Origin of the sequence: Streptomyces davaonensis JCM 4913 (assembly GCF_000349325.1) — a bacterium.
GTDB classification, from domain to species: domain Bacteria; phylum Actinomycetota; class Actinomycetes; order Streptomycetales; family Streptomycetaceae; genus Streptomyces; species Streptomyces davaonensis.
This window is the reverse complement of sequence record NC_020504.1, coordinates 3,400,241-3,413,384: the sequence shown is the minus strand read 5'-3', so window position 1 is coordinate 3,413,384 and position 13,144 is coordinate 3,400,241. Positions and strand designations below refer to the sequence as shown.

Sequence of the window (13,144 nt, the reverse complement as noted above, 5' to 3'; positions counted from 1 at the left end):
TGCCGTGCCGAAGCCGCTCAGTCTTCCCTTCGACCCCATCGCCCGCGCCGACGAACTCTGGAAGCAGCGCTGGGGAAACGTGCCGTCCATGGCCGCGATCACCTCGATCATGCGCGCCCAGCAGATCCTCCTCGCGGAGGTCGACTCGGTGGTCAAACCGTACGGGCTGACCTTCGCGCGGTACGAGGCGCTGGTGCTGCTCAACTTCTCCAAGGCCGGGGAACTGCCGATGTCGAAGATCGGTGAGCGGTTGATGGTGCATCCCACGTCGGTGACCAACACCGTGGACCGGCTGGTGAAGTCGGGTCTGGTGGACAAGCGGCCCAACCCCAACGACGGGCGCGGCACGCTCGCCTCCATCACCCGGAAGGGGCGCAAGGTGGTCGAGGCCGCCACCCGCGACCTGATGGCGATGGACTTCGGTCTCGGGGTGTACGACGCGGAGGAGTGCGCGGAGATCTTCGCGCTGCTGCGCCCGCTGCGCGTCGCGGCCCACGACTTCGACGAGTCCTGACCCGACATCTGACCCGAGCCCTGACCCGCGCGAAGATCGCCCGGAACGTGCCGTTACGCTCGACGCCATGAAATCCAGCGTGCTGACCCGCTACCGCGTCATGGCGTACGTGACCGCCGTCATGCTGCTCGTGCTGTGCACCTGCATGGTCTTCAAGTACGGGTTCGACATGGGCGAGGACGTGACCTTCGCGGTCTCCCAGGTCCACGGCATCCTCTACATCATCTACCTGATCTTCGCCTTCGACCTGGGGTCCAAGGCGAAGTGGCCGTTCGGCAAGCTGCTGTGGGTGCTGCTGTCCGGGACCATCCCGCTCGCCGCCTTCTTCGTCGAGCGCAAGGTCGCCCGCGAGACGCTTCCGCTGGTCGGCGGAGCGCAGCCCGCTGCCGTCAAGGCGTAACCGCACACCGTCGTGAGTCACTGCTCACGGCGGTTGGCCATCGACATTTACTAGGACGTCCTAGTAAATTTGAAGGCATGGACGCTGACGCCATCGAAGAGGGCCGCCGCCGCTGGCAGGCCCGGTACGACGCCTCGCGCAAGCGTGAGGCCGACTTCACCACGCTCTCCGGGGATCCGGTGGAGCCGGTGTACGGGCCCCGCCCGGGAGACACCTACGACGGCTTCGAGCGGATCGGCTGGCCGGGGGAGTACCCCTTCACCCGCGGTCTGTACCCGACCGGCTACCGCGGGCGGACCTGGACGATCCGCCAGTTCGCCGGGTTCGGCAACGCCGAGCAGACCAACGAGCGCTACAAGATGATCCTCGCCAACGGCGGCGGGGGCCTCTCGGTCGCCTTCGACATGCCGACCCTCATGGGCCGCGACTCCGACGACCCGCGCTCGCTCGGTGAGGTCGGGCACTGCGGGGTCGCCATCGACTCGGCGGCGGACATGGAGGTCCTGTTCAAGGACATCCCGCTGGGCGAGGTCACGACCTCGATGACGATCAGCGGTCCCGCAGTGCCGGTCTTCTGCATGTACCTGGTCGCGGCGGAGCGGCAGGGCGTGGACCCGGCCGTCCTCAACGGCACGCTCCAGACGGACATCTTCAAGGAGTACATCGCCCAGAAGGAGTGGCTCTTCCAGCCCGAGCCCCATCTGCGGCTGATCGGCGACCTGATGGAGCACTGCGCGGCGGGCATCCCCGCGTACAAGCCGCTGTCGGTCTCCGGGTATCACATCCGTGAGGCCGGGGCCACGGCGGCGCAGGAGCTGGCGTACACGCTGGCGGACGGCTTCGGGTACGTCGAGCTGGGCCTGTCCCGCGGTCTGGACGTCGACGTCTTCGCCCCCGGCCTGTCCTTCTTCTTCGACGCGCATGTCGACTTCTTCGAGGAGATCGCCAAGTTCCGTGCGGCGCGGCGTATTTGGGCGCGGTGGATGCGGGACGTGTACGGCGCGAAGTCGGAGAAGGCGCAGTGGCTGCGCTTCCACACGCAGACCGCGGGTGTCTCGCTGACGGCGCAGCAGCCGTACAACAACGTCGTGCGTACGGCGGTGGAGGCGCTGGCGGCCGTGCTGGGCGGGACGAACTCGCTGCACACGAACGCGCTGGACGAGACGCTGGCGTTGCCGTCGGAGCAGGCGGCGGAGATCGCGTTGCGGACGCAGCAGGTGCTGATGGAGGAGACCGGCGTCGCCAATGTCGCGGATCCGCTGGGCGGTTCCTGGTACATCGAGCAGCTGACGGACCGGATCGAGGCGGACGCGGAGAAGATCTTCGACCAGATCAAGGAGCGGGGGCTGCGGGCGCATCCCGACGGCCGCCACCCGATCGGGCCGATCACCTCCGGCATCCTGCGCGGCATCGAGGACGGCTGGTTCACCGGAGAGATCGCCGAGTCCGCGTTCCGGTACCAGCAGTCCCTGGAGAAGGGCGACAAGCGGGTCGTGGGCGTGAACGTCCACACCGGTTCCGTCACCGGGGATCTGGAGATCCTGCGGGTCAGTCATGAGGTGGAGCGCGAGCAGGTACGGGTGCTGGGCGGGCGCAAGTCCGGCCGGGACGACGCGGCGGTGCGCTCCGCGCTGGACGCGATGCTGGCGGCCGCTCGTGACGGTTCCAACATGATCGAGCCGATGCTGGACGCAGTGCGCGCGGAGGCGACGCTGGGCGAGATCTGCGGGGTGCTGCGGGACGAGTGGGGCGTGTACACGGAGCCGGCAGGCTTCTGACCCGCCGGCTGGGGCGGCCGTGGGGGTGGGTGCGCTCACCGGCGCCGGCCGGGTGCCGCTGCGCCCACCCGTGCCGCCCCAGCGGCACGACTGCCCGCAGCTACGCGGATCGGCAGGGCTGGCGGGGCTGTTCCCACCCAGGGGCGCGGGGAACTGCGCGACCAGCCCCCACTGGCCCGCGGACCGCGACGATGGTCAGGTCGCAGACTGTGCCGCTGCCGCCAGCCCCGCCACCAGTACCGTCGTGAAGCTGCGGACCCACTCCTCGTCCGCCGGTTCCGCGCTCACCAGGCAGCGATGGACCACCGCGCCCGCGACCACGTCGAAGATGAGGTCCACCGTGCGGGCGGCCTCCGACTCGTCCGCCTCCGGGGGGAGTTCGCCTCGGGCCTGGGCCCGGGAGCGGCCCTCCAGGACAAGGCGTTTCTGACGGTCGACGATGGAGGCTCGGATGCGTTCGCGCAGGGCCTCGTCGCGGGTGGATTCCGCGACCACCGCCATGAGGCCGCTCTTCGCCTCCGGGCGCGCCAGGATCGCCGCGAACTGGAGGACCACGCCCTCGATGTCCGCGCCCAGCGTGCCGCGGTCGGGGAGTTCCAGTTCGTCGAAGAGCTCCGCCACCGCGTCGACGACGAGTTCGTTCTTGCCGGACCAGCGGCGGTACAGGGTCGTCTTCGCGACCCCCGCCCGCGTCGCCACGTCGGACAGCGTCAGTTTCGACCAGCCCAGCTCCACCAGCGCCTCCCGCGTCGCCGCGAGGATCGCCGCGTCCGCGGCCGCGCTGCGGGGACGCCCGGTGGCCCGTGGGGCGGGAGTGCTGCTCTGCATCCCACGACCATAACCACGACCCCGTCCGGTTGACGCCGTGAGGCAGATCACCAGAACCCGGTGTTCCGGAGGCACCCGGTGCCATTACGCTACGACTCGTAGCGAAACCACTGGCGCGGGGTGGGGACCCTCCGCCAAACAGCTTTTCTCATCGCTTTTCACTCGCGCGCGAGAACGGGGGAGGATAGACGCATGCAGCCACGGAACATGTCCATGAGCGGAGTCGTCGACCTCGCCGCGGTGAAGGCGGCCCAGGAGGCCAAGGCGAAGGCGGAGCAGGCGCGCGCCGAAGCGGCCCGGCAGGGCGGGGGAGGGGCCGTCTCGCCCGCCGACCTGGTCATCGATGTCGATGAGGCCGGCTTTGAGAGGGATGTACTTCAGCGGTCCACCGAGGTCCCGGTCGTCATCGACTTCTGGGCCGAGTGGTGCCAGCCCTGCAAGCAGCTCAGCCCCGTCCTGGAGCGGCTCGCCGTCGAGTACAACGGCCGCTTCCTCCTCGCCAAGATCGACGTCGACGCCAACCAGATGCTGATGCAGCAGTTCGGGGTGCAGGGGATCCCCGCTGTGTTCGCCGTCGTCGCCGGCCAGGCGCTCCCGCTCTTCCAGGGAGCCGCGGGCGAGGCCCAGATCCGGGAGACCCTCGACCAGCTGGTGACCGTGGCCGAGCAGCGGTTCGGGCTCACCGGTCTCACCGTCGACCCGGACGCCGAGCCCGGCACCGGCGCCCAGCCGGCGCCCGCGGTTCCGGCCGGTCCGCACGACGCGCTGCTGGAGGCCGCCGTAACGGCCCTGGACGCGGGGGACTTGGGCGGGGCGATTCGGGCGTATCAGAACGTACTGACCGACGACCCGGGCAACAGCGAGGCCAAACTGGGTCTCGCGCAGGCCGAGTTGCTCCAGCGGGTGCAGGAGGCCGACCCGCAGGCCGTGCGCAAGGAGGCCGCCGAGAAGCCGCAGGACGCGCGGGCGCAGATCGCCGCCGCCGACCTGGATCTGGTGGGCGGTCATGTGGAGGACGCCTTCGGGCGCCTCATCGACACGGTGCAGCGGACCACGGGCGACGAGCGGGAAGCCGTACGGCTGCGGCTGCTTGAGCTGTTCGAGGTCGTCGGCGCCGAGGACCCGAGGGTCGCGGCGGCGCGCAGAGCCCTGGCGCGCGCCCTGTTCTGAGCGAGTCACGGGCCCCGTTCTGACCAGTCACTAAACGCGAGGGTCTGTGTGACCCGAGTGAAAGAACGGGCCGACGGAGTGTCAGTGCGGCCGCGCTTTACCAAATCTTGGTAATCGCGGCCGCTGTTACTGCCAGTAAATCGAGGGCGTTGTTCTGTCGGATTCTGTCCGGCGATTCCTGGATTTGTCCGCCCACCTGAGGCGACCCTGCGTCGCCGTCCGAGACCGGCGGGTCGTTGTTCGGTTATCCGGCCGTTACTAGCGAGTAACGAACCCCCTTGTGCGGGCGGCGAGAATGCACCACGATCGGCGACGCTCGGTCCATTCCCGTACTACCCGACAGCCGGTCGGGGCGGCGGGAGTTCAGGGTCCCCACCGAGCAGAACCGGCGGCAGTGGCGCCGGTTCTTGGACAGGGGGGTCTTCGCCCACCGGCGAAGCCTGTCCAGCAAGGTTGTGCGTGATGCGTGTCAGGCGCGACCAGTGGTTGTCGCTCGGGGGTGATCGCCGATGATTCGGGCGCGGTTCGCGCCGCCGAGTCGGGCGCTCCCCTTCCCGAGGACGTAGCACTTCTCCCATCCCTGCCCGGCTGAGCCGTCGAGTCGTATGGGGCAGTCAGGGCCAGGAGATGTACGTCCGAGAAGGAGGAAATATGGAGTCCCAGGTGCGTGGCGGGACCAGATGGAAGCGGTTCGCCGTCGTGATGGTGCCCAGCGTGGCCGCCACGGCTGCGATAGGTGTCGCCCTCGCGCAGGGCGCTCTCGCCGCGTCGTTCAGCGTGTCGGGCCAGTCGTTCAAGGTGACGACGAAGCAGCTCGACGGTACGGGCTTCGCCCAGTACGGCGCCCTCGATGAGGGTTACACGCTCAGCGGCAAGAAGACGGTTCACCCCGTCGCGGTCTCGGCCTTCAAGTCCGCGACCATCAACAGCCTGTGCCAGTCGGTCGTCACCCCCGACATCCCGATCCTCGGGAGTGTCAGCCTGATCCTTCGGGCCGGTGAAGACCCGAACAAGCCGGTCGAGGCCGAGAACCTGTACATCGACGTGGCCGACCTCGAGGCCGACGCGACGTTCAAGGGCATCGACATCGGTGTGGCCGCCAAGGACGCCACCAAGGGTCCGGGCATGAAGGGCGGCAAGGAGCAGTCCAACCCGTTCGGGTTCGCTCAGCAGGCCGACTCGGTCGTGCTGAAGGACGTGAAGCAGACGGCGTGGGCGACCACCGCCGGAACCTTCAAGCTCAGCGGTCTGAAGATGTCGCTGTCGACGGGTGTCAAGGAGTGCTACTAAGCACTCACTGACGGGCGGGGGAGCCGATGGCGCCCCCGCCCGTCCACCATACGGGCGTCTTCTTCACAACACGTCCGCACCTTCAGCACCACAACTCACCACCACAGCAACGCCGCAGCAGGGAGCTGTTTTTCATGAGCGCCGAGACTCCTGCCGTACCCGGCCGTGACGAGCACTACATCCGGGTCATCCGGCGGAACTTCCGCGCCTGGCGGGGCGACCGGCCCTTCTGGGCCGGACTGTTCGTCATGCTCGGCGGACTCCCGATCGCCTACTTCCCGTACGCGAACCTCCAGATCGGTCATCTGACGCTGGCGATGGCGACCACCGCGGGCGCCGGGTCCCTGATCATCGGTGTGCTGCTGGTCGTCCTCGGCATCAGCCTCTGGTTTCAGAAGCACGTACGCACCTTCGCGGGTGTCGCGGCGATCCTGCTGGCGCTGGTGTCCATCCCCGTCTCCAACCTGGGCGGCTTCCTGATCGGCTTCCTGTTCTCCCTCGTCGGCGGTGCGATGGCCGTCGCGTGGGCCCCGGGTGCGCCGCAGCAGCCGCAGCCGGTCCAGGAGGCCACTGACCAGAAGGGCGACGCCCTCGAGGGCGCGCTCCCGGCCGAGCCGGAGACGGTGGCCGAGCCGGAGACGGTGGACGAGGCGGACACGGTGGACGAGCCGAACGATCTGTCAGGAACGAGCCCGGCGAACGGGGCGAACGGGAGGCACAGTGCCGGCTGACGAGGTGACCCACGGGACTGACGTGGATACGTCCCGTGCGAGAACCGGGCCGCGGCACGCGGCTCCCAAGAAGCCGCTGTTCACCAGGTTCCACGTACCGGCCGGGAAGGCGATAGCCCTGGCCGCGATGCCGACCGCGGTCCTCATGGGGATGGGGTTCACGCCGACGCTCGCCAACGCCGAGGACCAGCCGGCCGCCAAGAGCCTCACGGCGGACGAGTACAAGGACTGCGTGGCCGCCCTGGAGGGCGAGTCCGCGTCCCCGTCGCCGTCCGCGAGCGAGAGCACCAGCGAGGCCCCCGCCGAGGACGACACGGCGGAGCCCACACCCACCCCGTCGGCCGAGGGCGGCACGGGCGGTTCCTCTTCGTCGGATTCAGGTTCCGACGACGAGGCGGCCGAGCCCGAGCCGGCCCCGACCGAGAGCAAGACGACCGAACCGCAGTCCGGTGGCGGCGACACGGCCACGGCGTCCCCCTCGCCGTCGCCCTCCGAGTCCGACGGCAACCTGCTGGAGGACATCGGCGGCGCCCTTGAGGACATCTTCACGGGCGGCGGGGACGAGACGGCGAGCGCCGACCCGTCGCCTTCGGCCACCCCGTCGGCGTCCGAGTCGCCCAGCGCGGCAGAGGAAGAGGACGCCGCCGAGCCGGTGAAGGAGACCGCCGACAAGGTCACCGACACCGTCGAGGACACGGCGAAGGACACCACCGACGCGGCGTCCGACGCGGTCGAGGACACCACCGAGGCGGCGGAGGAGGCGGCCGAGGAGGCCACCGCCACGCCCAGCCCGTCGGCGAGCTCCACCACCGACCCCGAGGACTGCCCGGCCGCCACGGACGAGAAGGGCGGCGTCGACAACACCGTGCCGCTGCCCGACGACCCGTGGTTCCTGAACGCCAGCTCGCTGCTGCTGAAGGGCGCCGACTACCAGGGCATCGTCAAGGTGAAGACGGCCAACGGGACCACCAAGGAGGTCCTGAAGTACGTCATCTCCGACGGCACCGACATCGGTGATCTGCACCAGACGGTGAAGGACCCGCAGTCGGGCAAGACGTACCACGTGCAGGCGGGCGCGGGGACGACGTCCACCATCCGCGACGGCAAGACGATCATGTACACCGAGTCCATCTCCGGCAATCTGCTGGGGCTGATCCCGGTGACGTTCAGCCCGGAGAACCCGCCGCCGCTGAACATCCCGCTGATCTACTTCACCAAGGTGAAGGTGCAGCAGGCCGGCCAGTTCGGCGGCACCCTGCACGTCCCCGGGCTGCACCAGTTCACGACCGACTGAGCCGCGCTCACAGACCCGTTCGGGAGCCGCACAACGCCTGAGGGCGCCCCCTGATCCAGGGGGCGCCCTCAGCGCCGTACAAGCCCTTTGATGGGCTCTTCAAGACCCTCTGTGGGGGCGTCAGTTGATGCCGCCGCCGCCGAGGTGGTGGACGCGGACCATGTTGGTGGTGCCGGGGACGCCGGGGGGCGAGCCGGCCGTGATGATGAGGACGTCGCCCTCGTTGAAGCGGCCCAGCTTGATCACTTCACCGTCGACCAGGTCGACCATCTCGTCGGTGCTGTTGACGAACGGCACGACGTGCGACTCCACGCCCCAGCTGAGGGTGAGCTGGTTGCGGGTGGCCTCGTCGGTGGTGAAGGCCAGGATCGGCTGGGCGGCGCGGTAGCGGCACAGCCGGCGGGCGGTGTCACCGGACTTGGTGAAGGCGATCAGGCCCTTGCCGCCGAGGAAGTCGGCGATCTCGCAGGCCGCGCGGGCGACCGAACCGCCCTGCGTACGCGGCTTCTTGCCCGGGACGAGCGGCTGAAGCCCCTTGGCGAGCAGCTCCTGCTCGGCCGCCTGGACGATCTTCGACATCGTCTTGACGGTCTCGATCGGGTAGGCGCCGACCGAGGACTCCGCGCTCAGCATCACCGCGTCGGCGCCGTCCAGGATCGCGTTGGCCACGTCGGAGGCCTCGGCGCGGGTCGGGCGGGAGTTGGTGATCATCGACTCCATCATCTGGGTCGCCACGATCACCGGCTTGGCGTTGCGGCGGCACAGCTCGATGAGCCGCTTCTGCACCATGGGGACCTTTTCGAGCGGGTACTCGACGGCCAGGTCGCCACGGGCCACCATCACGGCGTCGAACGCCGCGACGACGTCCTCCATGTTCTGCACCGCCTGCGGCTTCTCCACCTTGGCGATGACCGGGACGCGGCGGCCGACCTCGTCCATGACCTTGTGGACGTCCTGCACGTCGTCGGCGTCCCGCACGAAGGACAGCGCGACCATGTCGCAGCCCATGCGCAGCGCGAACCGCAGGTCCTCGACGTCCTTCTCGGACAGGGCCGGCACGTTCACGGCCGCGCCCGGCAGGTTGATGCCCTTGTGGTCGGAGACGACACCGCCCTCGATGACGATCGTCTTGACCCGGGGGCCCTCGACGTCCAGGACCTTCAGCTCGACGTTGCCGTCGTTGATGAGGATCTGGTCGCCGCGCGAGACATCGCCCGGCAGGCCCTTGTAGGTGGTTCCGCAGATCTGCTTGTCACCCGGGATGTCCTCGGTGGTGATGACGAACTCGTCACCACGCTCCAGCTCCACCGGACCCTCGGCGAAGGTCTCCAGACGGATCTTGGGGCCCTGGAGGTCGGCGAGCACACCGATGGCCCGCCCGGTCTCCTGGGCGGCGGCCCGGACGCGGTCGTACCGCCCCTGGTGCTCTTCGTGCGAGCCGTGGCTGAAGTTGAAGCGGGCCACATTCATGCCCGCCTCGATCAGCGACACCAGCTGTTCATGGGAGTCGACCGCGGGGCCGAGAGTACAGACGATTTTCGAACGGCGCATGGGGCGATCCTATCGGTTTGTTTCGCTGCGGAATATTCCGTCTGGCGGAAAATACAAAGGGGCGGACTGCCGCTCAGGTGAGATTCTCCGAGCCTTTTACAAGCGCGTACGTCTGTGTCGCAATCTCCAGTTCCTCGTCGGTCGGCACCACGGCCACAGCCACCCGTGCGTGTTCCGGCGAGATCAGCCGCGGCTCGTCGCTGCGTACGGCGTTGAGCTCGCCGTCCACCACCAGACCCAGCTCCTCCAGTCCGGCCACGGCAGCTTCTCGCACGGGACTCGCGTTTTCCCCGACTCCCGCTGTGAAGGCCACCGCGTCCACCCGTCCGAGCACGGCGTAATAGGCGCCGATGTACTTCTTCAGCCGGTGGATGTAGATGTCGAAGGCGAGTTGCGCCGATTCGTCACCCTCGTCGATCCTGCGGCGGATCTCCCGCATGTCGTTGTCACCGCACAGGCCGATCAGCCCGCTCTTCTTGTTGAGAAGAGTGTCGATCTCGTCGGCGGACATTCCCCCAACACGCATCAAATGGAAGATGACGGCCGGGTCCATGTCGCCCGACCGGGTTCCCATCACCAGCCCTTCCAATGGCGTCAGCCCCATGGAGGTGTCCACGCAGCGCCCGCCCCGCACCGCGGACGCCGAGGCGCCGTTGCCGAGGTGCAGCACGATCACATTCACCTCTTCCGGCGACTTGCCGAGCAGCTCGGCGGTCGCCCGCGAGACGTAGGCGTGCGAGGTGCCGTGGAAGCCGTAGCGCCGGATGCGGTGCTCGTCGGCGGTCTCGACGTCGATCGCGTAGCGGGCCGCCGACTCCGGCATCGTCGTGTGGAACGCGGTGTCGAACACGGCGACCTGCGGCAGATCCGGCCGCAGCGCCTGGGCGGTGCGGATGCCGGTGAGGTTCGCCGGGTTGTGCAGCGGGGCGACCGGGATCAGCCGCTCGATCTCGGCGAGCACCGCGTCGTCGATCACGGTCGGCTCGGTGAAGTGCTTGCCGCCGTGCACCACCCGGTGCCCGATCGCGGCCAGCTCCGGGGAGTCCAGACCGAGGCCGTCCCGGGACAGCTCCTCCGCCACCGCCTTCAACGCGGCGTCATGATCGGCTATCGAGCCGTTCCACTCCCGGGACGCGCCGCCCGCCGGGGTGTGCTTGAGCCGGGAGGTCTCCTCGCCGATGCGCTCGACGAGGCCCATCGCGAGCCGGCTGCCGTCGCTCATGTCGAGCAGCTGGTACTTCACCGACGAGGAGCCGGAGTTGAGGACGAGGACACGCGACGAGGTCACTGCTGGGACGCCTTCTCGAGGGGGGACTGGGCCTGGATCGCCGTGATGGCGACGGTGTTGACGATGTCCTGCACCAGCGCGCCGCGGGACAGGTCGTTGACGGGCTTGCGCAGACCCTGGAGCACGGGTCCGACGGCGATCGCGCCGGCCGAACGCTGCACGGCCTTGTAGGTGTTGTTGCCTGTATTGAGGTCAGGGAAGATCAGAACCGTTGCCTGTCCCGCGACATCGGATTCCGGCAGCTTGGTCGCGGCCACCGACGGCTCGACGGCGGCGTCGTACTGGATCGGCCCCTCGATCTTCAGATCCGGCCTGCGCAGCCGTACCAGATCGGTCGCCTCGCGCACCTTGTCGACGTCGGCGCCCGAACCGGACGTACCCGTCGAGTACGACAGCATCGCGATCCGCGGCTCCACACCGAACTGCTCTGCCGTCGCCGCGGACTGGATGGCGATGTCCGCGAGCTGCTCGGCGTTCGGATCGGGGTTCACCGCGCAGTCGCCGTAGACGAGGACCTTGTCGGCGAGGCACATGAAGAACACCGAGGACACGATCCCGGCGTCCGGCCGGGTCTTGATGATCTCGAAGGCCGGGCGGATCGTCGCGGCCGTGGAGTGCACGGATCCGGACACCATGCCGTCGGCGAGGCCCTCCTGGACCATCAGCGTGCCGAAGTAGTTCACGTCCGACACCACGTCGTACGCCAGCTCCACCGTCACGCCCCGGTGGGCCCGGACGGCGGCGTACTTCTCGGCGAAGGCGTCGCGCAGTTCACTCGTGGCCGGGTCGATCAGCTGGGAGTCGCCCAGGTCGATCCCGAGGTCGGCGGCCCTCTTGCGGATCTGGTCCACCGGGCCGAGCAGCGTCAGCGCGCACACCCCGCGCCGCAGCAGCACCTCGGCGGCGTGCAGCACCCGCGCCTCGGTGCCCTCGGGCAGCACCACGCGCCGCAGATCGGAGCGGGCCTGCTCCAGCAGCTTGTGCTCGAACATCATCGGCGTGACCCGGTCGCTGCTCGGGGCGCTCACCCGCTTGAGCAGATCACTGCTCTCGACGTACCGCTCGAACAGGCCGAGCGCGGTCTCCGCCTTGCGCGGGGTGGCCGCGTTGAGCTTGCCCTCCAGGGAGAACAGCTGCTCGGCGGTCGGGAAGCTGTTGCCGGGCACCGAGAGCACCGGGGTGCCGGGGGCGAGCCGGGCGGCGAGGGTGAGGACGTCCTCGCCCGGCTTCTCGTCGAGGGTGAGCAGCACCCCGCCGATCGGCGGGGTGCCGGCGCTGTGCGCGGCGAGCGCGCCGACGACCAGGTCGGCACGGTCCCCCGGGGTGACCACCAGACAGCCCGGGGTCAGGGCCGGGAGGAACTTCGGCAGCATCGCACCGCCGAAGACGAAGTCCAGCACGTCCCGGGCGAGCCCCGAGTCGTCGCCGAGGAGCACCTTCGCGCCGAGGGCGTGGGAGATCTGCGCGACCGTCGGCGCGGACAGGGCGGGCTCGTCGGGCAGGACGTAGCACGGGACCGGCAGCCGGTTGGTGAGCCGCTCGGCGATGCGGTCCCGGTCCTCCCGGGCCACCCGGTTGGTCACCATGGCGAGGACGTCGCAGCCGAGGCCGTCGTAGGCGCGGTAGGCGTTGCGGGTCTCGGCGAGCACCGATTCGGCGGTCTGCTTGCGGCCGCCGACGACGGGTATGACGGAGGCGCCGAACTCGTTGGCCAGCCGGGCGTTGAGGGAGAGCTCCTCCGGGAACTGGGTGTCGGCGTAGTCGGTGCCGAGGACCAGGACCACGTCGTAGTCGCGGGCGACCACGTGGAAGCGGTCGACGAGGGTGGAGACCAGCTCGTCGGTGCCCTGTTCGGCCTGGAGCGCGGACGCCTCGTGGTAGTCCATGCCGTAGACCGTCGCCGGGTCCTGGGCCAGCCGGTAGCGGGAGCGCAGCAGCTCGAAGAGGCGGTCGGGGCCGTCGTGGACAAGGGGCCGGAAGACACCCACCCGGTCGACCTGCCGGGTGAGCAGCTCCATCACCCCCAGCTCGACGACCTGGCGACCGTCGCCCCGGTCGATACCCGTCACGTACACGCTGCGCGTCACGCGTGGTCTCCCCTTCGTCAAGCGGCATCAAGCTGCATCAAGCCAACGTCATAAAAATCGCCCACCGAGGTGAGCAGATCCCTCTTGACAATACCTCTGCCGATAGATAAGGCGCCCGTCAGCTCCAGGGATGTCCAGGGATGCGGCACCCTCCTCGGCGGCATGAAACAATCGGACTGGCTCACCGGTATCAACAGCGAGCAGGAGACACAG

General features: G+C 69.0%; 11 protein-coding genes. 7 read left to right on the top strand and 4 right to left on the bottom strand.

Annotated elements, in window-relative coordinates; all coding sequences use genetic code 11:
* Window positions 1-4: 4 nt before the first annotated feature.
* The 3 genes from BN159_RS14635 to BN159_RS14625 all read left to right on the top strand — a co-directional run bounded on the left by BN159_RS14635 (window position 5) and on the right by BN159_RS14625 (window position 2,692).
* The gene (locus BN159_RS14635; RefSeq protein ID WP_015657757.1) at window positions 5-514 is read left to right on the top strand and encodes a MarR family winged helix-turn-helix transcriptional regulator; all 510 of its coding nucleotides are present in this window, start codon (window positions 5-7) and stop codon (window positions 512-514) included.
* A 67-nt stretch (window positions 515-581) separates the two neighbouring features.
* On the top strand, window positions 582-914 hold the full coding sequence (locus BN159_RS14630; RefSeq protein WP_015657756.1) for a DUF3817 domain-containing protein: 333 nt from the start codon (window positions 582-584) through the stop codon (window positions 912-914).
* 77 nt (window positions 915-991) lie between these two features.
* Window positions 992-2,692 (top strand): acyl-CoA mutase large subunit family protein, encoded by a 1,701-nt coding sequence (locus tag BN159_RS14625; protein ID WP_015657755.1) that lies wholly within the window; start codon window positions 992-994, stop codon window positions 2,690-2,692.
* A gap of 195 nt (window positions 2,693-2,887) precedes the next feature.
* Here BN159_RS14625 and BN159_RS14620 read toward each other — a convergent pair whose 3' ends face one another.
* Window positions 2,888-3,520 (bottom strand): TetR/AcrR family transcriptional regulator, encoded by a 633-nt coding sequence (locus BN159_RS14620; RefSeq protein WP_015657754.1) that lies wholly within the window; start codon window positions 3,518-3,520, stop codon window positions 2,888-2,890.
* Window positions 3,521-3,712: 192 nt separating this feature from the next.
* On the opposite strand from BN159_RS14620, the gene BN159_RS14615 reads away from it, so the two are divergent.
* From BN159_RS14615 to BN159_RS14600, 4 genes are all read left to right on the top strand, one after another.
* Window positions 3,713-4,690 (top strand): tetratricopeptide repeat protein, encoded by a 978-nt coding sequence (locus BN159_RS14615; RefSeq protein ID WP_015657753.1) that lies wholly within the window; start codon window positions 3,713-3,715, stop codon window positions 4,688-4,690.
* A gap of 651 nt (window positions 4,691-5,341) precedes the next feature.
* Window positions 5,342-5,980: a DUF6230 family protein gene (locus BN159_RS14610; RefSeq protein WP_015657752.1), complete on the top strand. Its 639-nt coding sequence runs from the start codon at window positions 5,342-5,344 to the stop codon at window positions 5,978-5,980.
* A 134-nt stretch (window positions 5,981-6,114) separates the two neighbouring features.
* Window positions 6,115-6,711, top strand: coding sequence for a DUF6114 domain-containing protein (locus tag BN159_RS14605; RefSeq protein ID WP_015657751.1), 597 nt, complete (start codon window positions 6,115-6,117; stop codon window positions 6,709-6,711).
* The gene (locus BN159_RS14600) at window positions 6,701-8,005 is read left to right on the top strand and encodes a hypothetical protein (RefSeq protein ID WP_015657750.1); all 1,305 of its coding nucleotides are present in this window, start codon (window positions 6,701-6,703) and stop codon (window positions 8,003-8,005) included. Before BN159_RS14605 ends, BN159_RS14600 begins: the two co-directional genes overlap by 11 nt.
* A gap of 120 nt (window positions 8,006-8,125) precedes the next feature.
* Here BN159_RS14600 and pyk read toward each other — a convergent pair whose 3' ends face one another.
* From pyk to pta, 3 genes are all read right to left on the bottom strand, one after another.
* The gene (gene pyk / locus BN159_RS14595; RefSeq protein ID WP_015657749.1) at window positions 8,126-9,556 is read right to left on the bottom strand and encodes a pyruvate kinase; all 1,431 of its coding nucleotides are present in this window, start codon (window positions 9,554-9,556) and stop codon (window positions 8,126-8,128) included.
* A gap of 73 nt (window positions 9,557-9,629) precedes the next feature.
* A complete protein-coding gene (locus BN159_RS14590) occupies window positions 9,630-10,844 on the bottom strand; it encodes an acetate kinase (RefSeq protein ID WP_015657748.1) in 1,215 nt (404 codons plus the stop codon).
* Complete coding sequence (gene pta / locus BN159_RS14585; RefSeq protein WP_015657747.1) at window positions 10,841-12,931, bottom strand: phosphate acetyltransferase; 2,091 nt, start codon at window positions 12,929-12,931, stop codon at window positions 10,841-10,843. Before pta ends, BN159_RS14590 begins: the two co-directional genes overlap by 4 nt.
* Window positions 12,932-13,144: the final 213 nt, after the last annotated feature.

Excerpts from the sequence above, each read along its gene's own strand:
- BN159_RS14630 (WP_015657756.1), top strand. The coding sequence starts at position 582 with ATGAAATCCAGCGTGCTGACCCGCTACCGCGTCATGGCGTACGTGACC.
- BN159_RS14625 (WP_015657755.1), top strand. The coding sequence starts at position 992 with ATGGACGCTGACGCCATCGAAGAGGGCCGCCGCCGCTGGCAGGCCCGG.
- BN159_RS14620 (WP_015657754.1), bottom strand. The coding sequence starts at position 3,520 with ATGCAGAGCAGCACTCCCGCCCCACGGGCCACCGGGCGTCCCCGCAGC.
- BN159_RS14615 (WP_015657753.1), top strand. The coding sequence starts at position 3,713 with ATGCAGCCACGGAACATGTCCATGAGCGGAGTCGTCGACCTCGCCGCG.
- BN159_RS14610 (WP_015657752.1), top strand. The coding sequence starts at position 5,342 with ATGGAGTCCCAGGTGCGTGGCGGGACCAGATGGAAGCGGTTCGCCGTC.
- BN159_RS14605 (WP_015657751.1), top strand. The coding sequence starts at position 6,115 with ATGAGCGCCGAGACTCCTGCCGTACCCGGCCGTGACGAGCACTACATC.
- pyk (WP_015657749.1), bottom strand. The coding sequence starts at position 9,556 with ATGCGCCGTTCGAAAATCGTCTGTACTCTCGGCCCCGCGGTCGACTCC.